This window comes from Woeseia sp. D3-10, from assembly GCF_055809415.1.
Window position 1 is genome coordinate 2,682,501 of the sequence record NZ_JBVVTW010000007.1, and the last position, 25,452, is coordinate 2,707,952.

General features: G+C 56.1%; 17 protein-coding genes, 2 rRNA genes and 1 pseudogene (1 of these 20 cut by a window edge). 8 read left to right on the plus strand and 12 right to left on the minus strand.

Translation table 11 applies throughout. From position 1 onward, the window contains the following. The 3 genes from AC0L8N_RS12335 to AC0L8N_RS12345 form a co-directional block, all read left to right on the plus strand. Positions 1–1,759: ribosomal RNA gene (locus AC0L8N_RS12335) — 23S ribosomal RNA — on the plus strand (it extends 1,185 nt beyond the left edge of the window). A 157-nt stretch (positions 1,760–1,916) separates the two neighbouring features. Then, a 5S ribosomal RNA gene (gene rrf, locus AC0L8N_RS12340) occupies positions 1,917–2,032 on the plus strand. A 250-nt stretch (positions 2,033–2,282) separates the two neighbouring features. After that, positions 2,283–2,828: a lipocalin family protein gene (locus tag AC0L8N_RS12345; RefSeq protein ID WP_473667987.1), complete on the plus strand. Its 546-nt coding sequence runs from the start codon at positions 2,283–2,285 to the stop codon at positions 2,826–2,828. Positions 2,829–3,116: 288 nt separating this feature from the next. Here AC0L8N_RS12345 and AC0L8N_RS12350 read toward each other — a convergent pair whose 3' ends face one another. Further along, positions 3,117–4,217, minus strand: coding sequence for a glycosyltransferase family 4 protein (locus AC0L8N_RS12350; protein WP_473667988.1), 1,101 nt, complete (start codon positions 4,215–4,217; stop codon positions 3,117–3,119). A 170-nt stretch (positions 4,218–4,387) separates the two neighbouring features. On the opposite strand from AC0L8N_RS12350, the gene AC0L8N_RS12355 reads away from it, so the two are divergent. The 3 genes from AC0L8N_RS12355 to AC0L8N_RS12365 all read left to right on the plus strand — a co-directional run bounded on the left by AC0L8N_RS12355 (position 4,388) and on the right by AC0L8N_RS12365 (position 9,249). Continuing rightward, complete coding sequence (locus tag AC0L8N_RS12355) at positions 4,388–5,179, plus strand: class I SAM-dependent methyltransferase (RefSeq protein WP_473667989.1); 792 nt, start codon at positions 4,388–4,390, stop codon at positions 5,177–5,179. Between the two features lie 193 nt (positions 5,180–5,372). Continuing rightward, on the plus strand, positions 5,373–7,427 hold the full coding sequence (locus AC0L8N_RS12360) for a TonB-dependent receptor family protein (RefSeq protein WP_473667990.1): 2,055 nt from the start codon (positions 5,373–5,375) through the stop codon (positions 7,425–7,427). A gap of 91 nt (positions 7,428–7,518) precedes the next feature. Continuing rightward, a complete protein-coding gene (locus tag AC0L8N_RS12365) occupies positions 7,519–9,249 on the plus strand; it encodes an amidohydrolase (protein WP_473667991.1) in 1,731 nt (576 codons plus the stop codon). A 79-nt stretch (positions 9,250–9,328) separates the two neighbouring features. Here the strand turns inward: AC0L8N_RS12365 and pabB are convergent, their stop codons facing one another. The 11 genes from pabB to AC0L8N_RS12420 all read right to left on the minus strand — a co-directional run bounded on the left by pabB (position 9,329) and on the right by AC0L8N_RS12420 (position 22,120). After that, positions 9,329–11,059 carry an aminodeoxychorismate synthase component I gene (gene pabB / locus AC0L8N_RS12370; RefSeq protein ID WP_473667992.1) on the minus strand — a complete coding sequence of 577 codons (1,731 nt, stop codon included), beginning with the start codon at positions 11,057–11,059 and terminating at the stop codon, positions 9,329–9,331. A gap of 236 nt (positions 11,060–11,295) precedes the next feature. Beyond that, positions 11,296–11,793: a RidA family protein gene (locus tag AC0L8N_RS12375; RefSeq protein WP_473667993.1), complete on the minus strand. Its 498-nt coding sequence runs from the start codon at positions 11,791–11,793 to the stop codon at positions 11,296–11,298. Positions 11,794–11,831: 38 nt separating this feature from the next. Further along, the gene (locus AC0L8N_RS12380) at positions 11,832–12,461 is read right to left on the minus strand and encodes a c-type cytochrome (protein ID WP_473667994.1); all 630 of its coding nucleotides are present in this window, start codon (positions 12,459–12,461) and stop codon (positions 11,832–11,834) included. 4 nt (positions 12,462–12,465) lie between these two features. After that, positions 12,466–14,046 carry a flavin monoamine oxidase family protein gene (locus AC0L8N_RS12385; RefSeq protein ID WP_473667995.1) on the minus strand — a complete coding sequence of 527 codons (1,581 nt, stop codon included), beginning with the start codon at positions 14,044–14,046 and terminating at the stop codon, positions 12,466–12,468. Positions 14,047–14,524: 478 nt separating this feature from the next. Next, on the minus strand, positions 14,525–14,878 hold the full coding sequence (locus AC0L8N_RS12390) for a hypothetical protein (RefSeq protein ID WP_473667996.1): 354 nt from the start codon (positions 14,876–14,878) through the stop codon (positions 14,525–14,527). A 47-nt stretch (positions 14,879–14,925) separates the two neighbouring features. After that, positions 14,926–15,684 (minus strand): cytochrome b/b6 domain-containing protein, encoded by a 759-nt coding sequence (locus tag AC0L8N_RS12395; protein WP_473667997.1) that lies wholly within the window; start codon positions 15,682–15,684, stop codon positions 14,926–14,928. 3 nt (positions 15,685–15,687) lie between these two features. Continuing rightward, a complete protein-coding gene (locus tag AC0L8N_RS12400) occupies positions 15,688–16,677 on the minus strand; it encodes an FAD binding domain-containing protein (RefSeq protein WP_473667998.1) in 990 nt (329 codons plus the stop codon). Between the two features lie 7 nt (positions 16,678–16,684). Then, a complete protein-coding gene (locus AC0L8N_RS12405; protein WP_473667999.1) occupies positions 16,685–19,096 on the minus strand; it encodes a xanthine dehydrogenase family protein molybdopterin-binding subunit in 2,412 nt (803 codons plus the stop codon). Continuing rightward, positions 19,096–19,680 carry a (2Fe-2S)-binding protein gene (locus AC0L8N_RS12410; RefSeq protein ID WP_473668000.1) on the minus strand — a complete coding sequence of 195 codons (585 nt, stop codon included), beginning with the start codon at positions 19,678–19,680 and terminating at the stop codon, positions 19,096–19,098. The genes AC0L8N_RS12405 and AC0L8N_RS12410 overlap by 1 nt, the downstream gene beginning before the upstream one ends. Before the next feature lie 428 nt (positions 19,681–20,108). Beyond that, entirely contained in the window at positions 20,109–20,624 is a 516-nt protein-coding gene (locus AC0L8N_RS12415) for a hypothetical protein (protein WP_473668001.1), read from the minus strand. Positions 20,625–20,935: 311 nt separating this feature from the next. Beyond that, positions 20,936–22,120 carry an NHL repeat-containing protein gene (locus AC0L8N_RS12420; protein ID WP_473668002.1) on the minus strand — a complete coding sequence of 395 codons (1,185 nt, stop codon included), beginning with the start codon at positions 22,118–22,120 and terminating at the stop codon, positions 20,936–20,938. A 193-nt stretch (positions 22,121–22,313) separates the two neighbouring features. Here AC0L8N_RS12420 and AC0L8N_RS12425 point away from each other — a divergent pair, with 193 nt between their 5' ends. Then, the gene (locus AC0L8N_RS12425) at positions 22,314–23,642 is read left to right on the plus strand and encodes a HupE/UreJ family protein (RefSeq protein WP_473668003.1); all 1,329 of its coding nucleotides are present in this window, start codon (positions 22,314–22,316) and stop codon (positions 23,640–23,642) included. Between the two features lie 84 nt (positions 23,643–23,726). Next, positions 23,727–25,410 (plus strand): annotated as a pseudogene (locus tag AC0L8N_RS12430) (carbon starvation CstA family protein). Positions 25,411–25,452 lie beyond the last annotated feature (42 nt).

Below are 25,452 nucleotides of genomic sequence, written 5' to 3' on the forward strand. Positions count from 1 at the left end.
TGCGTACTTTATATGCATGGTAGGGGAGCGTTCTGTAAGCGGTTGAAGGTGTATCGTGAGGCATGCTGGAGCGTATCAGAAGTGCGAATGCTGACATGAGTAACGATAATGCGGGTGAAAAACCCGCACGCCGAAAGACCAAGGGTTCCTGTGCAACGTTAATCGGCGCAGGGTGAGTCGGCCCCTAAGGCGAGGCCGAAAGGCGTAGTCGATGGGAAACGGGTTAATATTCCCGTACCCTTGATATTATTGCGATGGGGGGACGGAGAAGGCTAAGTGTGCCGGGCGATGGTTGTCCCGGTGAAAGTAGTGTAGGCATGAGTGCTTAGGCAAATCCGGTCACTCTTAAGTCTGAGATGCGATGACGAGCGGCACTTAGGTAGTGAAGTCATTGATGCCATACTTCCAGGAAAAGCCTCTAAGCTTCAGGTAATATAGGACCGTACCGCAAACCGACACAGGTAGGTCAGGTAGAGAATCCTAAGGCGCTTGAGAGAACTCGTGGTGAAGGAACTAGGCAAAATGGTACCGTAACTTCGGGAGAAGGTACGCTCTGCTGGTGATGAGACTTGCTCTCTAAGCTGATGGGGGCCGCAGTGACCAGGTGGCTAGCGACTGTTTATTAAAAACACAGCACTCTGCTAAATCGAAAGATGACGTATAGGGTGTGACGCCTGCCCGGTGCCGGAAGGTTAATTGATGGGGTTAGCTTCAGGCGAAGCTCTTGATCGAAGCCCCGGTAAACGGCGGCCGTAACTATAACGGTCCTAAGGTAGCGAAATTCCTTGTCGGGTAAGTTCCGACCTGCACGAATGGCGTAACGATGGCCACGCTGTCTCCACCACGAGACTCAGTGAAATTGAAATCGCAGTGAAGATGCTGTGTACCCGCGGCTAGACGGAAAGACCCCGTGAACCTTTACTACAGCTTGGCATTGAACATTCGAGCACTACATGTGTAGGATAGGTGGGAGGCTTTGAAGCGTGAGCGCCAGCTTACGTGGAGCCATCCTTGAAATACCACCCTGGTATGTTTGGATGTTCTAACCGTAGGCCCCTTAATCGGGGTCGGGGACAGTGTCTGGTGGGTAGTTTGACTGGGGCGGTCTCCTCCTAAAGAGTAACGGAGGAGCACAAAGGTTCCCTCAGTACGGTCGGACATCGTACGTTGAGTGTAAAGGCATAAGGGAGCTTGACTGCGAGACAGACACGTCGAGCAGGTACGAAAGTAGGTCATAGTGATCCGGTGGTTCTGTATGGAAGGGCCATCGCTCAACGGATAAAAGGTACTCCGGGGATAACAGGCTGATCTCCGCCCAAGAGTTCACATCGACGGCGGATGTTTGGCACCTCGATGTCGGCTCATCACATCCTGGGGCTGAAGTCGGTCCCAAGGGTATGGGCTGTTCGCCCATTTAAAGTGGTACGCGAGCTGGGTTTAGAACGTCGTGAGACAGTTCGGTCCCTATCTGCCGTGGGCGTTGGAAATTTGAGAGGAGCTGCTCCTAGTACGAGAGGACCGGAGTGGACGAACCTCTGGTGTTCCGGTTGTCATGCCAATGGCATTGCCGGGTAGCTATGTTCGGAACGGGATAACCGCTGAAAGCATCTAAGCGGGAAGCGAGCCTCAAGATGAGTTCTCCCTGGACCTTTAAGGTCCCTAAAGGGCCGTTGAAGACTACAACGTTGATAGGCAAGGTGTGGAAGTGCTGTAATGGCATTAAGCTAACTTGTACTAATTGCCCGTGAGGCTTGGCCATATAACACCAAAACACTTTGGTGAACATGTGACGGGAAGTGCGATACTTGAATTCTCAGATGTCAGAAATTTTTCCAGATTGTTGATTTATTCGGCGATCGAGACCGAGTTGCGCGTTCGCAGTGGACGCACAGCTATCTTGATTGCCAACCAGTTTGCCTGGCGGCAATAGCGAGTGGGAACCACCCGATCCCTTTTCGAACTCGGAAGTGAAAACGCTCAGCGCCGATGGTAGTGTGGGGTCTCCCCATGTGAGAGTAGGACACCGCCAGGCTTTTAATTGAAAACGCCGCAGCCTTTGGTTGCGGCGTTTTTTTTTGTCGCGGGCTTGCGTCGTCCAGGCGAATCGGCTGCCGTGAATCCCAATCGGGCTTCGTAGCCATGTCCTTCATCACTATGCAACTTGGCGCCTGCGTTCGCAGTGCGGGACGTAACATCTTGTAACGATGAATGGATTCTGCTTATTTTTCTGCAATTTGTTGCTACCGTCATCACTGAAAGAGTTGATCAGGTATTGGTGGAATATGAACGCATTGTCCAGAACCGTTGCGGCATCAATAGCCGTTCTAATCAGCATGTTGCAGAGCGGTTGTGTTGGTACCCCGGAAGGCGTGGACGCTGTAACCGAATTTGAACTAAGCCGCTATCTTGGGAAATGGTATGAGATTGCAAGGCTCGATCACAGGTTCGAACGCGGCATGTCAAACGTAACCGCGACCTATTCAATGCGTGACGATGGTGGCGTTAACGTGGTCAATCGGGGCTACAAAGTTTCTGACAAAGAATGGAACGACGCGACGGGCAAGGCCTATTTCGTTGGTGATGCCGATGTGGGCCAGCTAAAAGTTTCTTTCTTTGGTCCGTTCTACGGTGGCTACAACATCATTGAGTTGGATAAGGACGGTTACCAATACGCATTGATAGCAGGGCCGGATAGGGACTACTTATGGATACTGGCTCGTGCGCCCTCTCTCAACCCGGCCATTTTGTCAAAGTTGATCACCAAAGCACGGGGCTTGGGTTTCCCAACGGACGAGCTGATCTATGTCGAGCATGACTCCCGGGAATAGTCCTTGATAACGCTGAGCTATCAGCGTTATGCCACTTTGGCTATATTTTTAAGAGCACCGTAGCGGAGTCCTTGCGAAAAATCTAAGGTCCTGGTTGGCAGATTGTCCTCGTCACCGGGTATTGCTGCAGGATACTTGCAGCCATCAACTGTTAGCCGTACTTGTGGTCGATGGGCTTGACCACCCTTGCGCTCGGCACTTCCGCTTCCCTTTAGAGTCTAGTCCGCTGCGCTGCGGCTCTCGGCGGTGTCAAGTCCTAACGATGTCTCGTTGGAGGGGGCAGTAGTTTCAATCGTTGACCGATTTGCCGGTTAGTTCTTGATACAGGGCAATTGTCTTAGTCACGGTGTCTTCGTTGCGGAAGTGACTGCCAATCCGCAATTGAGCCGCTTTACCCATCCGCCTCCGAAGGGGCGGGTCGCGAAACAGTGACTCGAAAGCAAAGGCAAGCGCGGCTGGGTCGTGCACCGGAACCACCAACCCGCTCTCACCCTCTACAACAAGTTCGGGGCTGCCTCCGCTATCGGTGACAACCGGGGGCACACCATAGGCCATGGCTTCGATTACTGATCGCGGTAGACCTTCCCGCTTGGTCGATGCGAGACAAAATACGTCGCTCGCGGCGCTGATACTAGGCGCGTCCTTGCGATAGCCCGGGCGGTGGATTCGGTGAGCTGCCGGGCTCTCCGCGATTTTCCGGTCCAGACGCGGACCAGACATGTTGCCGACCAGTAACAGGTGCGCGGGGATATCGTCGGGCAACAGGCTCATCGCCTCGACAAGTACTTCGACACCTTTTCTTGGCCGATAGTTTGCGACGCATGTAATAACAAACGCATCGGGCGGCAATCCCAATTCGGTGAGGTCGGCTGGTTCTTGGTCGTACCATTCCAGCCGATGCCCTTTATGTATGGTGACCGGCCGTTGTGCCGGCATCCTCAGAAAAGCCGGTTGCATCTCCAGGAAATACTGCCGAATAGCCTCGCAGACGCAAATTATGCGGTCAATTCGTGGGTTCAGGTAACGCATCCATGACATCGGGTCCAGAAAGCTGACGGCGCCGACGATGCCACGGTAGGCAACTACTTTGATGTCCCGTCCGCGAGTCGCTCGCAGGACATTCGTAATCGCTTTGTTATTGAACGTATGCACTATGTCGTACTGACGACGGTCAAACTCTTGCCGCAACATGCGTATGCCGACCTTGTCGAAGTTCTGCCGCAAGGGCAGGTCGATGATCGGCACACCCGCGTCCGTCAGTCGCACAAGGTTGGGGCTCTCTGACTGGCAGCTCACCGTGATATCGATGCCCGCCCGGTGCATCCCTATGAACGACTCTATGGTTGGCCGATCGCTGTCATCGACAATGCAGAGTACGCGTATGCTCATAATTGGATCCTGCCAACAACTCGGGTGTTCATGCTTGTCCGCGACTAGTAGCTTTTTGCTGCCGGCGCTGTAAGCACGTGATATTCATAAGAAAAAGATGGCGCGACCACTGAGGCTCGTCATTCTACCGCATGCTAATATGCGCATCCGACTTTTATCCGGAGCAAAGCATGCTGGCCGAGTGCCGACTGTGTGGTGGTCACAACTTGCAACTGTGGATGAGTGACGGTCGCAACAGCGACCTGCACTACTACCGTTGCCGTGATTGTGCATTGTGGAACTACGATCTCAGTCTTGGTATGGACCAGACACAGTACACTGAGCGTTACGTCAGTCCGCTCGATCCTGACTACAAATCGAACAAAGACGTTGCGCAGAGTTGGCGCTTCCTCAAGCCGCATCTTGCTGAAACAGGCAGCATCATGGATATCGGTTGTGGCAATGCGTGTCTCTTGCACCTGGCCCGCGAAGCAGGCTGGCAGGTACAGGGCATGGAGCTGTCGGCGTCAGCCGCCGAAGCAATACGAAGCGATCAGGGCATTGACGTGGCAGTCGCCAATTTTCTGGAGTACGAACAGACCGACGCAAAGCAATACGACGTGGTTGTCCTGCGACACGTGCTCGAGCACTTGCCAGACTCTGTGCTGGCCATGCAAAAAATCGCCGCGTTGCTCAAACCCGGCGGTTTGGCCTTGCTCGAGTTTCCGAATACTCGCTCGTTCAGCTACACAAGCAAGCGTATTCTAAAGAACAGGGGCCTGCGCAATCGCAAGTATTCGGACGCATGGCGCCCAGGGCATTGCAACGAATTCTGCAGACAGTCGTTTGAGGTCCTGTTGGCGAAGACCGGGTTCGAATTGGTGGTCTGGCAGACCTATTCGTCCAAGCCCCTGGCTGATGCGTTTTATCGATTATTCCCGGTGGCCAGCAAAGCACGTGCATTGGTGCGGTACCGGCCTTGAAATGTAGTCCTGGCGGGGAAACTTCGGCGCGTGTTAAGCGTCGAAGTCCAAGGTCCGCCGCCATCGCTGACCTGCTTTGGGTGGGTGCTGGGATGGTTCCCCGTGTAATAGCAATTGAGAGGGTCTTTGCCTATCGTAGGCAGAGTTCTAGCAACCGTAACCGTTTACGACAATTAGGAAGATTCCGACAGCCATGATCCGATTAACCCGAACACCCGGAACGCTTCTACTAGGTTCCTTATTGCTTACCGCCTGGTCGGCAAACTCGATCGCTGAAGATACCTTGGACGAGATCGTTGTTTCAGCCACCCGTCTGGATACGTCTATACGCGAGGCCGCTCGATCCGTTTCGCTGATCAGCAAGGACCGAATCCAAAATGGCACGCAGCAACTGGGACTGGATGAGGCGCTCGCTGGAGTTCCGGGTCTGTACATGCAAAACCGCTACAACTTTGCGCAGGATCTGCGAATTTCATTGCGCGGATTCGGTGCGCGATCAGGCTTCGGTGTGCGTGGCGTCAAAATCATTATCGACGGGATACCGGAAACACTGCCGGATGGTCAGGCGCAGGTCGATAGCATTGATCTCGGTTCGACCGAGCGTATTGAAGTACTGCGTGGCCCCGCGTCCTCAATGTATGGGAACAGTTCTGGCGGTGTCATTGCCATTGAAAGCGAGCTTGGCAAGGGCCCTGCCTATGTAGAAGCCAACGTTGGCGCGGGAGAATTGGGCTACAGCAAACTGGGCATCAAGACGGGCGGTCGGGCCGGCAATGTCGACTACCTGGTAAACCTGTCCAGTCAGGATTTCAAGGGCTGGCGGGAGCAGTCAAACTCGGAAAGCCGTTTGCTTAACGCCAAGCTCGGCGTACCCATAGGTAGCAACGATCGGCTGACCGTTTCGCTGAACCTGAGTGACCAACCAACGGCAGACGATCCCGGCGGCATCAATGCGGCGCAAGCAGCAGCTGACCCCCGATCGGCACGCGACGTCAACCTGACTTATGACTCCGGCGAGTCCATGGATCAGCAACGCATGGGCCTCGTTTATGAGCGTGTTAGGGATTCCGGAACACTCACGCTCCACAACTATTACCTTTGGCGCGACTTTGCCAACCAGCTGCCATTCGGGGCTGGCGGTATTGTTGAGTTCGATCGCTTCGTCTACGGTGCCGGACTGCAATACCGTCCCACCAACTGGTTGCCAGAGAGTTTTGACTTTGTTGTTGGTCTCGATCTCGACCGGCAGGACGACGATCGCCGGCGATTCGACAATAACAATGGCGCCTATGGCCCGTTGTCGTTTGAACAGCGGGAGCAAGTTGCGAGCAACGCAGTTTTCCTTCAAACGCAGTTCGCGGCCAGCGAAATGTGGACACTCAGCGGTGGTTTGCGCTACGACGACATCAAATTTGACGTGAGCGACCAGTTTCTTGCCGATGGCGACGATACCGGGGAAGTCAGTTTCGATCAGCTTAGCCCGTCCTTAGGCGCTAACGCCGATTTCGGCAACTACATCTTGTTCGCGTCGTGGAGCAGTTCATTCGAAACGCCCACTACGACGGAGTTAGCGAACCCGGATACCAGCGGCGGGTTCAACCCATCTCTGGTGCCGCAGCGAGCGGACAATTTTGAGCTTGGTTTCAAGACGGGCAACGACAAGCTGTATTTTGAAATCGCTGCATTTCAAATTGATATCGAAGATGAGCTGGTGCCCTTCGAGCTGGCGGGTTTTCCAGGTCGTACGTTCTATGCGAATGCTGGCCGTTCGGATCGGCGCGGAATCGAAACGGCTTTGTCCTGGAATCACGACAGCGGCTTCGGCGTAGATGCGTCATACACCTGGTCAGATTTTACTTACGATGAGTTTGTCGATGAGAGCGGCACCGATTACGCAGGCAAGGAGTTGCCAGGTCTGCCGGGACGCTTCGCCTATCTCGGCTTGCATTACCGTTCCATGTCGGGACTTGCGGCAACGCTTGAAGCGATCTATTCCGGCGATCTCTATGCGGACAATGCGAATACGGCAGCAGTGGATGCGTATACCGTGTCCAACCTGCGACTCTACGACGAGTTTGACTATGGTCGCTGGCAGATCCGGCCGTACATCGGTATCAACAACCTGTTCAACGAGCGTTACAACAGCAATATTCGAATCAATGCGTTCGGCGCGCGTTATTTCGAACCGGCTCCGGACCGCAACGTGTACCTAGGCGTCACGGTTAATTTTCAACCTGGCGGTCGTTAACACTCGTTCGCGCGGCTTATTCGTTCGCACGTAGTCCGGGGAGTCGATAGCACCGTTTTCGTCACCACGTCTGACCGAGAGAGGGGAACGCATGCGCACGAAGTACTTGATCGGGTTTGCTGTAGTGCTGGCTGCGTGTGGCAGTGAGTCCGATGTGGGTGAACATCCGCAAGCCGACCTGCTGTTGATTAACGGCAACATTCGTACAGTTGACGATGAACGTCCGCTGGCTCAATCACTCGCGGTGACCGGTGATCGCATTGCTGCCCTCGGCAGCAATGCGTCGCTGGCGGCCTGGCGCGGCGATCAAACTCAGGTTATTGATCTGCAAGGCAAGACGGCAATACCGGGATTCATCGAAGGTCACGGTCACTACACGTCATTCGGTGATTCACTGATGACGCTCGACTTCCGCTACGCAGACAGTTTCGACTCGATCGTTAGCATGGTGGCGGATGCCGCGCAGGAAACCCCTGCAGGCGAATGGATCGTCGGCCGGGGCTGGCATCAGGACAAGTGGAAAACACGACCCATGCCGTCAGTGGAAGGGCTGCCGTTGCACGACAAGCTGAGCGCGGCGACACCCGACCACCCGGTCATGCTCATACATACCAGCGGCCACGCTGTATTCGTCAATCAGAAAGCCATGACACTCGTGGAGCTCGACGGCAACACGGTGCCGCCAGAGGGCGGCGAAATCGTTCTAACAGACGATGGCCAGCCTATCGGCATGATGCGGGAGTCGGCCCAGGACGTGTTCAGGGCAGCGTTTGCGCGCCACCAGTCGCTGCGTTCGAACGCTGTCATCGAAGCCGAATTGCGCCGAAAAGTGAAGCTCGCCGGCGAAGAATCTCTGCGCCATGGCATTACGTCGTTTCAGGATTTGGGGACGCGCTTCGCGGAAGTGGACTTGCTGAGAACCATGGCTGACGAAGGCAGTTTGCCTGTCCGTCTTTGGATGGCGTTTGAAGAGCAGGCCGCCGACATGGAGGGCCGTCTCGCCGACTATCGAATGATCGGCTATGGGGATAATTTTCTGACCGTGCGTGCTATCGGTGAAAAAGTGCTCGACGGCGCACTCGGCACCCACGGCGGGTGGCTGCTGGAGCCTTATACAGACCTGCCGCGTAGCCATGGCCTCAATGTGGTGCCGATTGAAGAAATCGAGGCATCCGCGCGGCTTGCCATGCAGCATGACTACCAGTTGGCGATACAGGGTATTGGCGACCGCGCTTATCGGGAGCTACTGAATATCTACGAGGCGGAGTTTGCTCGCCACCCTGAAAAAACCGATTTGCGCTGGCGTATCGAACACGCTCAGGTTATTCACCCTGTTGATGTAGAGCGTACGGTCGAGTTGGACATTATCCCTGCAGTCCAGGGTATTTTCGCTTGTTCGGATGGGCCCTGGGTCGAAGAGCGTCTGGGTCCGCAGCGCACCGCAGAGCGCGGCTATATATTCAATACTCTCTACGAAGCCGGTGCCGTGCCGACCAATGGTACTGACCCACCGGTGGATGAGATCAGCCCTATTGCGAGCTTCCATTGTTCAGTTACGCGGCAATTGGCGGATGGCAGTTATTTCCAGCCGGGCGAAGTGTATGCGCGGGAAGTAGCGCTTTACTCGTACACAATGGGTAACGCGATCGCTGCTTTCGAGGAGGAGCTCAAGGGTTCACTGACGCCCGGAAAACTGGCTGACATAACTGTTTTGTCACAGGATCTCGTCACCGTGCCCGACGATGAGATTATGAATACAGAAATCGTGATGACGATTCTTGGCGGAAAGGTTGTCTACCAGGACGGTGAAATTCAACGCTAGGCACTGAGTTCCGCGGGCCGCAGAGGTCAACCAATGTATTGCCGGGATTACCGCCTTCAGGTGATCCGGTTTGTATTGTTCATTGCTTCGCCAGTTTCACGGCGTAGCATCCGCGAACTGAATTGATCAGGCTGATCTCGTCGGCAGCCTCAAGTTGCTCAAGCGTCACGGTCTCTTCCACGATTTCACCTGTCGCCAGCAAATGGCGACGCTCGGTTCCGGCCAGCAAACCGCACTGTACGGGCGGCGTCACGCGCCTGCCGCCAAACCGGATCACCACATTGGCGATGCAGCTTTCCGTTACTTCCCCGGCCTCGTTCCATAGCAGGACATCATCCGCAGGCCCCGCGTCGCGGAGAGCATCGTTGTACGCACGGCGTTGCGTGGTTTTGTGGTAGATGAACGGACTGGCAGTATCGACGGGTGCTTTCGCCAGCTGCAGGACGGTGCGTCTGGCGGGTAGCGACAGTGCTTGGGCCGTTATCGTCGCGATCCCGGTCCGTGACATGGTCAGCCGCACCCGCTGGGAGGCAGATGAAGCGCTGGCTGCTGCTTCGTCCAGCTGCGCCACAATGCGTTGTCGATCGAAGCTGAAGTCAAAATACCCGGCAGATGCTTCCAGGCGATCGAGGTGATACTCGAGCAGGTAGTAACCGCCGCTGGAATTCCAGCGCATCGTTTCCAGTAGCTGGAAGTTGTGATCGTCGCTGGTCGTTGCCAGAACCCGCGCCTTGGCAAGGCATTCGCGGTACTCGGCGTCAGGCTCTGAATCCCAGACCACTCCACTGCCGACGCCATAAGTGGCGGTCGCTGCGTTGTTGGCGATCACGGCTGTGCGGATACCCACACTGAACTGAGCTTTGCGGTTCGGCCCTATCCAGCCGATTGCACCGGTATAGACATTGCGAGGTGTGTCTTCCAGTTCTCTTATCAAGCGCATGCTGGATGATTTGGGTGCACCAGTAATAGACGCGGAGGGGAACAGCGCGGCAAAGATGTCGCTGATCGAACTGTCGCTCAACGCGGTTACGCTGGAAGTCATCTGCCAGATCGTTGGAAACTTGTGCAAGTCGTACAGTGAGCTAGCCGTTACAGAACCGGGACGCGCGACTCGCCCGAGATCATTGCGAATCATGTCAGTAATCATGACATTCTCGGCGCGGTCCTTTGCCGAGGCCTGTAGTTCGGCGGCCTGAAGGTTGTCGGCCTCGGCCGTCAGGCCGCGTTCTGCGGTGCCTTTCATAGGTTCGCACTGCAATTGTGTGCCGTCTTGACGAAAAAAGAGCTCCGGTGAAGCCGAGACAATGGCGAGCTCCGGAAACTCCAGTAGCGCGGCGTATGGGGCGTCAATGGCCATGTCAGCGAACAGTGTGGCCGGGTCCGGCGAGCGATCAGCTGTCAGGCGCGTCGTGTAGTTGACCTGGTAGGTATTGCCCAGCGCGATTTCCTCGCGAATGCGCGCCAGGTTTGCGATGTACTGTGCGCGGCTGGTTGTCATGCTCCAGTTCGTTGGCAGCGGCTCGGTCGGGGCGGAGCCCGGCGGTTCCGACAATCGTTGCGGTGCCGCGAACAGGCCCAGCATCAGCAATGGCAAGTGTCCGGGCGAATGGGTTTCCAGGGCCCGGTCGAAAGCCGGTGCAGCTTCGTAGGCAATGTAGCCTGCCGCGTAGCCGTTCTCTTGTGTTACGAACTCTTCCGCTTTTGCCAGCAGCGGGACAACGTCGGCAAGGCAACGGGCGGCGAGAATTGTCCGCGGCTCCTGAAACAGGAGCCATTCGCTAGCGTTGTTGCGCAACAGGCATCGGGTCATCGTTGGCGAGGTCCGGCACCGACTGAAAGGGCAGCGAAGGTTGGCATAGCCCGCTGGCTGTGTCACCTGCTGTCCTGTGGCCTGATGGCTGGGCCAGTGGTCGCGGTTGTGACACGCAAGGGCTGCTGCGGTCAGCCATTTGTGGAAGTACGTTGGCGCCTTGTTTCGTTCGGAAACGAAAAAGGCCCTACCGCAAGCCGGTAGGGCCTTTGCAACTTCAAACTTCGCGCGGGACGTTAGTCGTCGCTGCGTGCCAGAATGATTTCAATCTCGACCAGCATGCCGTCACCGGCCAGTCCTGCGACCTGCACTGCTGAACGTGCTGGTAGATTGGGTTGCTCAGCCGTGCCGAAATATTTCGTGTACGCGCGCATGAATCCTGCGAAGTCCATCTTGCCGCCCATTTCTTCATCGCCTACGAGAAAAACGGTCATCTTGATGGTGTCGCCGAAATCAAGCCCGAGATTCTCGAGTGAGGCTTCCATGCGCTTGAACACGCTCAATGACTGCGCTTCCGTATCACCCCAGAATTCGCGACTGCCACGTTCTGCATCAGGGTTAGCAGGGCCGGGTACCGTGCCGCTGTGATAGACGATGGTTGTATCGGCGGAGGTTTCGACTGCCTGAGCAATAGGGAATGTCGAATTATTCGGCAACGGGTGGCGGGTGACATCGCCGGCATTGGCGCATGCGCCTGCCAGCAATAGTAGTCCAACGAGTGCTGATTGCTTCATGGTGGTCTCTTCCTTCACGATGGGTAATGGGGTGAGTGTTATTTACGGAGGCTGGAAATATAGCGAACGACATCTTTCATTGCCTGTTCGTCGGCCAGCAATCCTGCGGCCGCCCGCATCTGCATTCCGTAAACGTCTTCTGGATTGCTGCCGCGCACGCCGCTCTTGAAATTCTTGAGTTGAGTCAATAAGTACCAGTCATTCAAACCGCTGAGCGGCGGGCTCGCGAGTAGTTCATTGCCGCTTGCATCGGCCTTGTGGCAAGCCGCACAACTGGCAAACAGTGCTTTGCCCTTATTGACGTCGCCCTGGAGCGTAACTGCCGGCGGCGCAGAACTTACGCTGCGAACATAAGTCGCTACTGCGGTTATCTCATTGTCGGTCAGGACTTCGGCCATAGGACGCATCTCCTGTCCGTAGGTGTCGTCCGGGTGAGCCCCGCGCCAGCCGTTCTTGAATGATTGCAGTTGCCGGCTGATGTACCAGCGCTCCATGCCGGACAAACGAGGCGCCTGAATAACACTGTTACCGCTCATTTGAATGCCGTGGCAAACAGTGCAATAGACGAATTCGTCAGCGGGTATGACGGTTTCGTCGGCCAAGACCGGTGCAGAGAAAGTAGCGCCAAACGTTACCAACAGCGCTGTTAGTACTGAAATCCGTTTCATCGCCTTACCCCTTCGCCGTCGACATTTCAGCCCGAACCCTACTATCGAGATCCTGCAACGCGTTGGTTGCTGAGGCAAAAGCTCCTTCCTGCCAGCTGGAATGGAAGCTGATTTGATCGCCGATCATGTAATGCCGGCCGGCGGGCGCCTGAATCGTCTTGAACTTCGTTTCAGCGTCTTCGACACCGCGGAAGGAATTGCCACAGCCCATCATGTGGTTCATACGACCCCACGGCACGCTGATACCGGTGTCAATATAATCCGTATAACCAGGGTGCAGCCTTTCGCCCATGCGCGCGGCGGCTTTGATGCGATCCGCTGAACTCAGCCGTTCAAAGCGATTTGATTGCTCCGGTCCAAACGCGTACGCCGCAAGCACAACACCTTTCTGTTTGAAGATGCCATGCGAGGGGTACCAGATCTGGTTGATGTCCTGACTGGTATAGGAGATACCGCCGTAAATATTTTCGCGCTCCCAGAAACGTTCCTTCATCTGCAGGCCAATCTTGAAAAAATTGCCGCGTCGCATATCAGTTAATGCAGCGACGTAGTCTTTCGGCAGGTTATTCGGAATGCCATTGATGAAATGAGACGGAATGCTGTTGAAGCAGTAGTCGGCTTCAATCTTGCGTCGTCGACCTTTGTGGTTGTAAATAATATCAACGCCGTCTTCGCGCAGTTGAATGGCCTGAACCTGGGCATTTCGGGTTACGTCGGTACGCATGTTGCGCAGGAAGCCCTTAACCAGGTTGTCCATGCCGCCTTTCGGCGTCATCAGTGGTGCGGCCCAGTCTTCGGCATGATTAAAGTGCATGCCACGTTGCCAGAAACTGCTCTTCAGAATCTCGGAAAAGTCGAGAGTGCCTTTCAGTTCGCCGTGCTTTAGAAAGCCGCCGGATGCATAGCCGGCACGGGCAGAGCCTTTGTAAAGCGCATTGTCATTGAGGTCGCCGTAGTTCTTAATGAACCCCAGTAACTGTTCTTTTTCTTCATCTGAAATGGGTTGGTCGAATTGATTGGCGTCCACTGCTTTATACAGCAGTTCTGACATGAAACCGCGCGCGTCCGTGGTGTATTCCCGAACCCGAACCGCTTTGCCACCAAAGGCATTGTCGTCCTGAGTCCATGCCAGACGGTTGTCGTTGGCCATGATGTCGAGTTCTACCCCGAGCACGCGGCAATAGTGCATGGCGCGCTGGTGATGACCCGGCAGACGCGCTGGTCCGCCGTTGAAATACAGGTGCGGCTCGTCGTCGAAATTCACAGTTTGAGCGTTACCCATTTCGTCGACTACATCGCCGTTCCGGTAGGTAACGTTGCGGCCGCCAACGCGGTTTGATGCTTCCAGAATAGTTACGTCGTAGCCAGCACGTTCCAGTTCATAAGCTGCCGTCAGGCCCGCGATACCCGCGCCAAGTATGACCACGCTTCTCTTGTTTCTGCCGACGTTCAGAAGTTCGATAGCGGGCATTTCGCCTGTGTCCGGCATCAGGCCCATGGCCCTGCTGGTCTGATAAACGGCAGTAGCACCACCTACAGCACCAACAATGTTCAGAAAGTGCCGTCGTGATATTTGATCAGTCATATGCAGGTCTTCTTTCTTTGATGCGAATCTGCTCAAGTACTCGTGCCATTGCCACAGACAAAAAGATCAGGTGCCAGCACCGCTAGTTGGTGTGTTCGGAACAGGATAAGTTCCATGCTGGATACGGCTGGTCAAAATGCAGCTCAATAGTGATCGCATAGTCAGCAGGCTTGGTTTGCCAGCGCTATTGCGAATGCTAAGTACTCCCCCCTATGAAGCAACGATCTACGCCCGACTACAGTTCCAAACGAAGACCGTGCCGGTATTAGGCATGATAACCCAGCGGATTTCAACGCCAGCTCAAACGGCGAATAAGTCTATAAATTACGACTGAAATCAACATGGTTCGGGGTCGCGCAGGGTGGCGCGCAGACGGCGATCGCGAGTGCTGCTAGCCGTGTTAGCGGCTCGGTGGTTGCTTTCGAAAGCAATGTTATGGTGAGTACGTGATGTGCCGAATCAGTCAGACGCGCGGTGTCTACAATCCGGTTTCACTCAGCAGGAACAGGTCAGTCAACAGCGCCCGCAGATGAATCGATGCGTTCAGGTTATCGACCAGTTCGGAGCTGATTGCCTTTTGCGAGAGCACCAGTGATATTGCCGCCAGTGACTTTCTCGCATCTTCGATCGTAATTTCTGAGAACGCATGACTTGAATCAGCAAGCTGGTCGCAGATGTTTGCTGCAGCTTCGCTCATCCCGGTTAGCGTGGTGCGAACCTCAGAAGGAGCTGATTCGCCCTCGTCGGTGTCGCGACCCTGTGCGGCATAGGCCAGCAGGAATTCGTAGCCAGATTCGACGACGTCGATCTGGTCATTTAGTGCGTTACTCACGGAAATGATGTGCTCTTATTACGGAGAGGGCGGTTGTGTTATCGCGGTCAGGCTGATTCGTCCGGCGACCAGCGACTGGCATCGTGATTGGCATCGAGTTCTTCTTTTGATACCCAGCCTTTCAGCATCGAGCGCAGGTAAAAAAGCTTCTCCGGACGCACACCGAAATACACATGCAGTGCGATCGTCGCAACGAGCAGCAGCGTCGACAGTCCATGTACGAAGAACAACCAACCAAGAGTTGCTTCAGACAATGAATTGGTGCGATCCCACCACGGTGTGTCGATCATTGCAAACAGGCCAATGCCGGTTGCGACTACAGCAAGGGTAAGAACAGTGACACCGAGGTGCATACATTTCTGGGCCAGCGAATACTTGCCAGGCTTTACGGTGTCGTCAAACGGTTCTTTCAGGTCGCGGCCACTGATCCACATGGATCTGAGGTTCTTCCAGAACAACGAACGAACAATATGGAAGAGAACAACCACTGTCAGGACGATGCCTGCAACCCAGTGAATAGTTAGCCATGAAAACTCGATGCCGATTATCGGCAGAATACCGGTGATCAACAGGACGAACATGCTTGCGGCCATGGTCCAGTGAAACAATCGGTCGATGCCGTCGTGGCGCTTTATACGTGGTCCGTCACTGGATGGTTTGTGCGGCTTTTTGCGCGAGGCCATGTAAACCGCATGCACTGCGATAAACAGGAGCGACACGACGAGGATGACCCACAGCAGGTCCCAGGAAACGCCCAGCAGAACCTCTCGGCCCCAGACATCATTCTTGAATGTTGCGATATCCATTAATCAGCCCCGCATCGCACGCCGGACGAGATTTTCCATCAACGGCATTTTGAAGTGATTGTAATTAAGCGGTTTGGCACCTTCTGCGGCCAGCGGAGCAAGCTTATCGCCTGCTGCGTCGCCCAGTGACTGGCCGCGCGCGGCTCGTTCTACGTTCGTTAGCCGGTACGGTACGGCAGCAACACCGCCGCATACAAACCGGCATTCACCAACAACGTTGTCGCTGATGTCCATGGCCACTGCGATACTGACCAGGGCGAAATCCCAGACATTGCGGTCTGCTACTTTCTCAAAATAGAAGCGTTTGCCAGCCCACTTGCTGGGCAAGCGAACTGAGGCCAGAATTTCACCCGGCTCCAGCGAGGTCATGCGCGTTATGTGCGTTGCGGGACCGGCAAAAAATTTGCTGGCCGGGACGGTGCGTTCACCGTCGATGCTCTTGATAACCATCGTTGCATCGAGCGCGACCATTGCTGTTGCGGTGTCCGAAGGGCTTACGGCTACGCATCGGCTTGCACCGAACAAGGCGTGCTCGCGATTCATTCCTTCGGGACTGTCGGCGTAACAAAGATTGCCGCCAGCGCGATAGCAAGAAAGGCCGCGGCGGTAATACCAGCAGCGCGTGTCCTGCACCAGGTTGCCGCCGAGTGTTCCTACGTTGCGAATCTGCGGGCTGGCGACACGCGAAGCCGCATCGACCAACAAACTGTAACGTTCTTTCAGCAGCGGGTTGCGGATAACGTCCCGCAGTGTCGTGGCGGCGCCGATTTCAATGCCGTCAGCGGTTTCGCGAACGCCCTTCAACGCCTCGATGCCGTTCAGGTCGATCATCGCTTGTGGGTTCTTGGCGCGGTCTTTCAGCCAGCCGTAAGTATCCTGGCCGCCACCGAGGAGCCAGCCTTGCTCGCCCAGTCGGTCAGCCAGTTCCAGCGCGTCATCAAGTTCCGCCGGCTGGTAAAGCTGTACGTTGGGCATGACATCGAAAGAAGCCATATCTACCTCAGAAGTTGTTGGTCTGTAACGGCTTGAACGACTGATCGCGTCCCGCTACGTAGTTCAGGATCATGTCCGGGCTGACCGGTGTGCGACCGAAGACGTGTCCGTCGAGTGCATCCGCGATCGCTGATGTCAGTGCTGCCACTGCACAGCCCATCGCCGGTTCACCAATACCGCGGGCGCCGAACGGACTCTGTGGATCTGGAATATCGACGGCGCCGGTCTTGATCTCCGGCGGCGTGTCCAGGTACGAGGGAATTCGGCACTGGTGATAACCGACGTTAGCGGGCAGGCCGTTCTGTGGGTCGTAAACATGACGTTCCAAGCCCGCCATGCCCATTCCCCAAACCGCACCGCCGCGCATCTGTGCAGCAAGCCCCTGTGGATGCACGACCTTGCCGCAATCGGCTATACCGACATAGTCCAGAATCTCGTACTTGCCGGTTTCGAGGTCCAGTTCAATTTCAGCAAACGCAACCGCGAGGCCAGGTATCGTGCCTTCCTGGTGCAGTTTGTCCTTTCCGACGCCGACGAGTCCGGTGCCGGCTAAGTTCTGCACTGCACGCACTGTAATCTCATGAATGTCATCGGGATAGGTTTCGCCGCTGAATGCACCGCCGAGCTGAACGGCTTTCGCCGCTGCTTCCGCGTAAGTCATGCCGCTGGCTGCGTTGCTGGCGAGAAATACGCGTTGGCCATCGATGTCGTAGTCGTCAGCATTGCCGCCGAGCGTTTCGGCAGCGATTTGCTTGAGTTTGTCGACCGCATCCATCGCGGCGACGTAGTTGGCCCGTTGATGCGTGAAGCTCGTGTTGCTGCCAGCCTGGTAGCTGCTCCACGGCAAGTTCGCTTCCGTTGAGCCGTGGTGGATGACGCAGTCTTCCCAGTTGCATTTCAGTACTTCTGCTGCCGCTCGTGTTGTAGATGCGTAGCTGTACGTGCCGAGATTGCCAACACCGCTGTGCAGGTGAATCTTGCCATCCGGCGTTATGCGTACCAGACCGTCGTAGCCTTTGTCGCCCGCCGAGTGGTAACCCTGACCGACGCCGAGACCGCGAATCTTGCTGCCGTTCTTGCGTGGCTGGTTTTTCTTGGCCGCCCAGTTAAACATCTCGGCGCCCATCTCCAGCGCTTCTTTCATGTATGCGCTGGTGATCGAGTGCTGGTCGGCATACACGGTCGTTGCATTGTTCGCAGCATTGATCTTGCGCAATTCAACACGATCCATGTTGAGCTGTTGGGCGGCCTTGTCCATGATCGGCGCCATCACCGCGGCAATCTGATTTTGGCCGGGACCGCGCTGTGCGCCGCGCGGCGTAGTGTTGGTCAGCACTGGCAACCCGCGGAAGCGCATGGACAGCGGATCGTAAACGAGTGATACCGCACCGGCAGCCGATGAGCCGTCGCCACCGGTGGCGTTGGGCCCGATGTCTTCAATGATGTACATGTCGGCGGCGGTCATGCGCCCGTCGGCGGCAAACCCTACTTTCATCCAGCCCTGGAAGCCCACGCGCGCTGAACCTACGTAGTATTCCTGTTCGCGCGTGATTCGCAGCTGTACCGGGCGACCGATCTTCTTCGAGAACCAGCCGGGCAGGGCAGCCATCGGGTAGGCGCCGATCTTGGAGCCGAAGCCACCGCCGGTGTGCTCGCTGACGAGTACCAGGTCTTTCATTTCTATTTCGAGCAGACGAGCAAGGCCGGGCATCCAGAAGCTCTGACTTTGTGCGGAGCCGTACACGTAACAGGTGCCGTTCTGCCAATAGGCCATTGCCGTGCGCGGTTCCATGCTCATGTGCGCATAGCCGGTCGTAACAAACGGCTCTTCGATGATTACCGATGCTTCAGCAAAACCTTTGTCGACGTCGCCGTAAGACCATTCGTTGGCATGTTCGCCAGTCGGTTCTTTGCCGGCACGGAACTCGGCGATTTGTTCCGGCGTCCATTTGATATTGCGAAACCCGGAGCCTTCGCGGGAGCGCACGTAGACATTGCCTTCTTCGCGGGCATCGGGCCCGTCTTGCGCGAGGCTGTCGAGCGGATCTACTGCGAACGGTAGCGGTTCGATCGTTACTTTGATCGCCGCCAGTGCGTTCTCGGCCGTCGTTTCATCTTCCGCGGCCACTGCCAGAATCGGGTCGCCAACGTATACCGGCGTGTTCGTCAGGATGGCCGCGTTCGGCGCTTCCATTACCGGGACGTCGTCGGCTGTCAGGATGCCAATAACACCCGGCATGTTTTCAGCTGCGCTGGTGTCTATGTTAGTAACGCGGCCGTGCGCCATAGGACTGGTGTAAAGCCGGGCGTAGACCATGCCTTCCGCACGGAAATCTTCGGCATACTTTGCTTTGCCGGTTACTTTGCCTTTGATGTCGGGCGGCGTGAAATCCTTGCCAATATGTTTGTAGTCACTCATCAGCCATTCTCCGCGGCGCGCATTACGCCGTTGAGGTAGTTGTCATACGCGCCGCAACGGCAGAGGTTGCCGGACAGCGCCTGACGCACTTCCTCGCGACTCGGATGCGGGTTTTCGTTCAGGAGCGCGACGGCCGACATGACTTGTCCCGGCGTACAGAATCCGCACTGCGGTGCGAGTTCCTGAATAAAGGCCTGTTGAACCGGGTGCAAGGTGCCGTCGGCACCGGCTACGCCCTCAATGGTTTGCAACTGCCGCGAACCTACGCTGTGCGTCAGCGTTGAGCAGGAATAGTTGGTAACGCCGTCGATGATGACCGTACAGGCGCCGCATTCGCCGCGGTTGCAGCCAATCTTGGTGCCTGTCAGGCCCAGCTTGTACCGCAAGGTGTACGCCAGCGTTTCCTGTGGCATCACGTCGACGCGCCGCGTCTTGCCATTTACGTTCAGGGAAATCAGGCGTTCGACCGTACCTTTCGGTCGGTCCTGGGCCATTGCCGCATGAACACCTGCGTTTGTCGCTGCAGCGGCGCTGGAGGCAATGACTGCCTTGATAAAGCGCCGGCGTGAAAGTCTCGGATTCACTGCCTTGATACCTGCCTGTCTGTCGCGAAAGAAAAAGGAACGGATGTCGGCGGACAGTCCGTATTCTGCGATCTGGTGATGCCTGGTACTGGCGTTCCCCCCGCCGGCTACTTGATGCTGCACGCGCTGGCCAACGAACACAAGCGACGCGAATTATCCGCACCAATTCTCACCAGTCTGGCCAACAATGCAACCGTTGCCGGGGAAACCGTGAAAATTGCCCGAGCCGCCGGCGCTCAGCGCGGCATGGAACGCCACTCGCGGACCGGAATGACAACAGGGCGTCCTTGATGGCGCTCGTGCAGCATTGTAACGGCTGCCTGCTGCGTCTGGTGGCCAGCAATCCCGGCCGATGCGCGAAACTTGCTCCAGAAAGTCGATTGGCCGCCTACGCAAGTATGCGCGTCGCGATTGCGCCTCCGATGAACTTAGGTCAGGTAGGCGCTTGCGAGCAGTAGTGCGACGCAGGCCACCGCAGCTACGCCAATGCGCTTGCGAACCAGTACCGTGATAATTAACGGTGTCGTTATTGCGAACGCCTGGTACCAGCCCGGCACCACGGCTTGTTCAGTGCTGCCGAACAGCCGCTCGGCGCCGCCGAAGGTCATGACCAGCAAGCTGACGAATACAACCACGAACGCCAGCACTTTTCTGAGCGCGCCGGACTCTGTTTCATCGTGGTCAGCATAGTCTCGTTCTGACTCGTTGCCCGACCATGTTCCGGCAGAAGTTACGCCAAAATTGCTCCGGGTCTGACGTTGGCGCGCGGCCTGGCGTTGTCGTTCCATCGCTTCCTGTTGCTGGCGGCGCTGCCGGTCCAGAGCTTCCTGTTGTTGGCGGCGCTGCACTTCGGCGTTGTAGCTCACCCATCCGGTGGACGAGTTGGTCGGTGCGCCCGACCCGAAACGAGCTGCCTGCTGGCCTTTAAGGTGATCGTTGGACATGCTTTCCTCCGTAGCGAGGGTTCGAATGACGGCGCGGGTCGAGGTTCTGGTCAGCCCGGGATTGTCAGCGCGATCACCCGGGTATCAGTTGTGCAGCAGCATAGACGCAGGCGAACGTGCGGCATTGCGCTTCCGGGTGGTCGTACCTGGCGCGATAGTCAGCGCTGCCACAAGTGCCAGCGTGATCCGGTGTACGTCTTGCGACGAGTATAGGGCGAGACTATGCCGTGTGCATCTCGAGGCATATACCGGACACAAAAAAGCCCCGCTGCGTTGGCAACGGGGCTTTCGAATCGCGCGGACAAGTTGGTTTACAGCTTGTCAGCCGGCCACGGTGTGCCTTGATCCATGACAGTTACGGGCTTCATGCCCTGATAGCTGAATTTCTGCAGGCGTTTGCCTTCGTAGGTTTCCGTCGTGTAGATGTTGCCCTTCGAGTCAGTGGCGATGCCGTGTACTGCGAAGAACTGGCCCGGGTTGCGGCCGCCGTCACCGAAGTTGGTCAGGATTTCCAGCGACTCGCGTTCAATGATGAAGATTTTCCGGTTCGTGCCGTCGGCCAGGTAGATGTAGGTCTGGTCGTCATCAGCCGAGAAGGAAATATCCCACACCGAGCCGTCGCCGAGGCTGTTCGGCTTGACGAAGAGTTCACGTACGAAGGTACCGTCGGTCTTAAATACCTGCAGTCGGTTATTGACCCGGTCACAAACGTAAACGAGGCCGTCATGCGAAGGCTCCGCACAATGCACGGGGTTGCGGAATTGTTGTGCAGGTTCCTGTCCCGGACGGAACGGGCCGAGGTTGGCGTCGTCCGGCTCATTGCCGTAGGCGCCCCAATATCGCTTTAGCTCGCCAGAGTCAGCATCCAGTACCGCGACGCGTTTGTTGCGGTAGCCGTCAGCGACGTACGCTTCGTTGGCCGATGCATCGATTGATATTTCAGCGACACTGCCGAAATTTTCCGGATCATGGCTGTTGGTCGGCGATCCTGGCGTGCCGAACTGCGCAATGAACTTGCCGTCGCGCGTGAACTTCAGGATGTGCGAATCCGTCGGGCCGTTGCCGCCGATCCAGATGTTGTCCTTGTGATCAACGGTGATGCCATGGTTCGAGGTCGGCCAGTCGTATCCTTCGTTCGGGCCGCCCCAGTGATTAACCAGGTTACCGGCCGGGTCGAACTCGAGAACATTCGGTGCCGGTATGCAGCAATCCGCTTTGACCGGATCAGTTGCGGCGCCGATTTCAGTGCGTTCGTTAAACGTGTCGCGTCGGTGAATGATGTAAACGTGGTCACGCGAATCAACCCCGAGACCGATGGTCGCACCAAGTATCCAGTGGTTCGGCAGCGGCTTCGGCCAGAAAGGATCGACTACGAATGACGGTGCTTGTTTGGTCTGCGCGGTTGCGCTGTTGTCCAGTGCTTTCTGTCCGCAGCCCAGTGCAACGATCATGGTGATCACTGCAGTAGCAGCGTAAACGTGTTTCTTTGTCATCATCCGTGCTCCCCCCCCCAAAATAGTCCGTGACGATGTGCTGTGACAGCTTTGCTGCCAAGCGCAGCATAATACTATAGTGCCGGAAGCAGAGCGCCACCTGAATCAGATGAAATCATTTATCGCGGCGGCAAATCCCGCTATTGTCGGCGGCCATAGATTGGCGAAGAGGAAGGTTACCGTTGCAATGACCTCAATGATGCGCAGGATAAAGCCTTTCCTGGTGTTGACGCTCTTACTGCCGGTATTGATTCCGCTGAGAGGCGATGCTCACGAAATTCCAACCGAAGTTGTCGTCCAAAGCTACGTAAAACCCGAAGGCTCTGAACTTAAGCTGCTGGTACGGGTGCCACTCGAAGCCATGCGCGATGTCGTCTTTCCGCTGCGCGGACCGGGATTTCTCGATCTGGACAACATCGACGAAACATTGCACGACGCAGCGACGATCTGGATTGCCAATGAAGTGGAGTTGTATGAAGACGGCGTACAGGTAGACACGTACACGATTTCCGCAGTGCGCCTGTCGTTGCCGTCCGACCGTTCGTTCAGAAGTTATGAAACGGCGCTGGCGAACGTGACAAGTGCACCGATGCCGACCAGTACCGAGCTTTACTACCAGCAAGCCTTGCTCGATGTTCTGATTGAATACCCGATTCGTGCGGATACCGCGGAATTCTCAATAAACCCCAATTTCCGTCGATTGGGCCTGAACACGACCACTGTGGTTCGCTTCCTGGCGCCTGGTGCCAGCGAGCGCCTGTTCGAGTTTTCCAACGATCCCGGCATCGTGCATCTGGACCCGCGCTGGCATCACGCTTTCGCTCGTTTCGTTGTGTTCGGTTTCGAGCATATTCTGGATGGCATTGATCACTTGCTCTTTGTGATGTGCCTGATTATTCCGTTTCGGCGCATTCGGCCGCTGATCGTTATTGTCACGTCATTTACCGTCGCGCATTCGATTACGCTGATGGGGTCCGCTTTTGGGATTACTCCCGGCGCCATCTGGTTTCCATCGCTGATCGAGTCGCTGATCGCGGCGTCAATTGTGTACATGGCGCTGGAAAATATAGTGGGCTCGCGCTGGGAGCGACGCTGGATTATTGCCTTCGGTTTCGGGCTGGTCCACGGCTTCGGATTTTCGTTCGCTCTTGCTGAGACTATGCAGTTTGCCGGCGGGCATTTGCTGACCTCATTGCTTGCTTTCAACCTCGGGGTTGAAGCCGGGCAGATCCTGATCATCCTGATCGCCGTGCCATTGCTGAACCTGTTGTTCCGGGCTGGCCTGCCGGAGCGGGTTGGGACCATCATTCTGTCAGTGATACTTGCTCACAGCGGTTGGCATTGGATGAGCGATCGTTTCAGCGAATTCTTTGCCTACGACATCAGCATGCCGGAATTGAATGCGGCGTTTTTTGCCGTGCTTATGCGCTGGATGCTACTGGCGTTGATTACCGGCGTAATCGTTTGGTTTATGTATACCGTCTATTCTCGTTTTGTCTCCAGACAGGGCGAAAAAACGACTTAACTTTCACTAATCGGTGGCACGCGCTAAGCTCAGCCGCCAAATTCCGCTGCGCGGAATACAGAAAAATTACCGGGGGGGGTAGGCATGCAATCCATCATGATTGTGCTACTTGGAGTAGTCGGCATGACGTTCGGCTGGTTCGTGTATTCCAAGTTTATTGCGACAAAAATTTATCGTCTTGATCCGGACTTTGTCACACCGGCGCATGAGTTTAATGATGGCGTTGACTACTGCCCCACCAACAAGTTTGTTCTTTGGGGACATCACTTCACGTCGGTCGCCGGTGCTGCGCCCATTGTGGGCCCCGCTATCGCCGTTTACTGGGGGTGGGGTGCCTGCCGTCCTCTGGGTGACAATCGGAACGGTGTTTTTTGCCGGCATTCATGATTTCGGTGCGTTGTGGGCAAGTGCCCGGCACAAAGGGAAATCCATTGGTGCGTTGTCAGAGGACGTAATTGGCAAGCGCACACGTGCATTGTTCATGATCGTTATCTTCCTCGTATTGCTGATGGTAAATGCGGTGTTTGGTGTCGTGATAGCCAACGCCTTTATCGGCACTCCGAGTGCAGTAGTTCCCGCGTGGTCGGCCATAGTCGTAGCGCTCGTAATCGGCCAGCTTCTTCGTCGCGGCTTCAGCCTGACCTTGTTGTCGATACTTGGCGTTATCGCCCTGTACGCGTCGATATATGTTGGTAGTGTCGTGCCGATGGAATTGCCGGATTCAATGTTCGGACTGACCGCCAATGCGAACTGGATCATCCTGCTGTTCATCTATGCGTCAATTGCGTCGATGTTGCCGGTGTGGGTCTTGTTGCAGCCGCGCGATTTCATCAACGGCATGCAGTTGTTCGTCGGGCTGTTCCTGCTGTACGGCGCGGTTCTCCTGTCGTTGCCGGATATTTCGGCGCCGGCATTCAATACGCAGATGGTGGAAGGTGCGCCGTCGCTTATGCCTTTGTTGTTCGTCACTATCGCCTGCGGTGCGGTATCCGGTTTCCACGGCATCGTGTCATCCGGCACCAGTTCCAAGCAGCTCGACAAGGAAACTGATGCGCGCTTTGTCGGTTACCTCGGGGCAATTGGCGAGGGCTCGCTTGCGTTGATCACCATCGTTGCGGTGAGCGGTGTGGCTCTCGCGGCGACACCGGAACTTTGGCATCAGATCTATGAAAAATACGGCACAGCCGGCGCGGGGACCTTCATCCAGGGCGGCGCCCAGATGATCCACAACGGTTGGGGCTTACCAATAGGGATTTCGACGACGTTGCTGGCGACCATGGTTGTGCTGTTCGCTGGCACCACCATGGATTCCGGTGTTCGTTTGCAGCGTTACATTATTCAGGAGTGGGGCGACATATACGGTATCGCCGTGTTCAGGAACGGCATTGTCGCGACGCTGGTCGCGGTTACCTGTTGTTTGTTGCTGGCCTTTGGCGCGGGCGGCGCGGGCGGTTCCGGCGGGCTCATCATCTGGCCGTTGTTCGGGTCTACGAACCAGATTCTTGCAGGCCTTACCTTGCTGGTTCTCAGCGTCATGTTAATCAAGCTGGGGCGTCCTGCGCGTTACACGTTAATACCGATGGTGTTCGTAATGATCACGTCATGCTGGGCCGCTTTGATCAAGCTGCAAGAGTTCTGGCTTGCAGAGAACTGGTTGCTGGTGACGATTGACCTCATCGTGCTCATTACCAGTGTGCTGGTCATACTCGAGGCAGCATCCGTCATTGCGAAGTTCCGCAGTGACAGCAGCGCCGCCTTGAAGAAATAGGCTAAGCCTGGCCGGGATGTGACTCGGCGATGCATAAAAAAG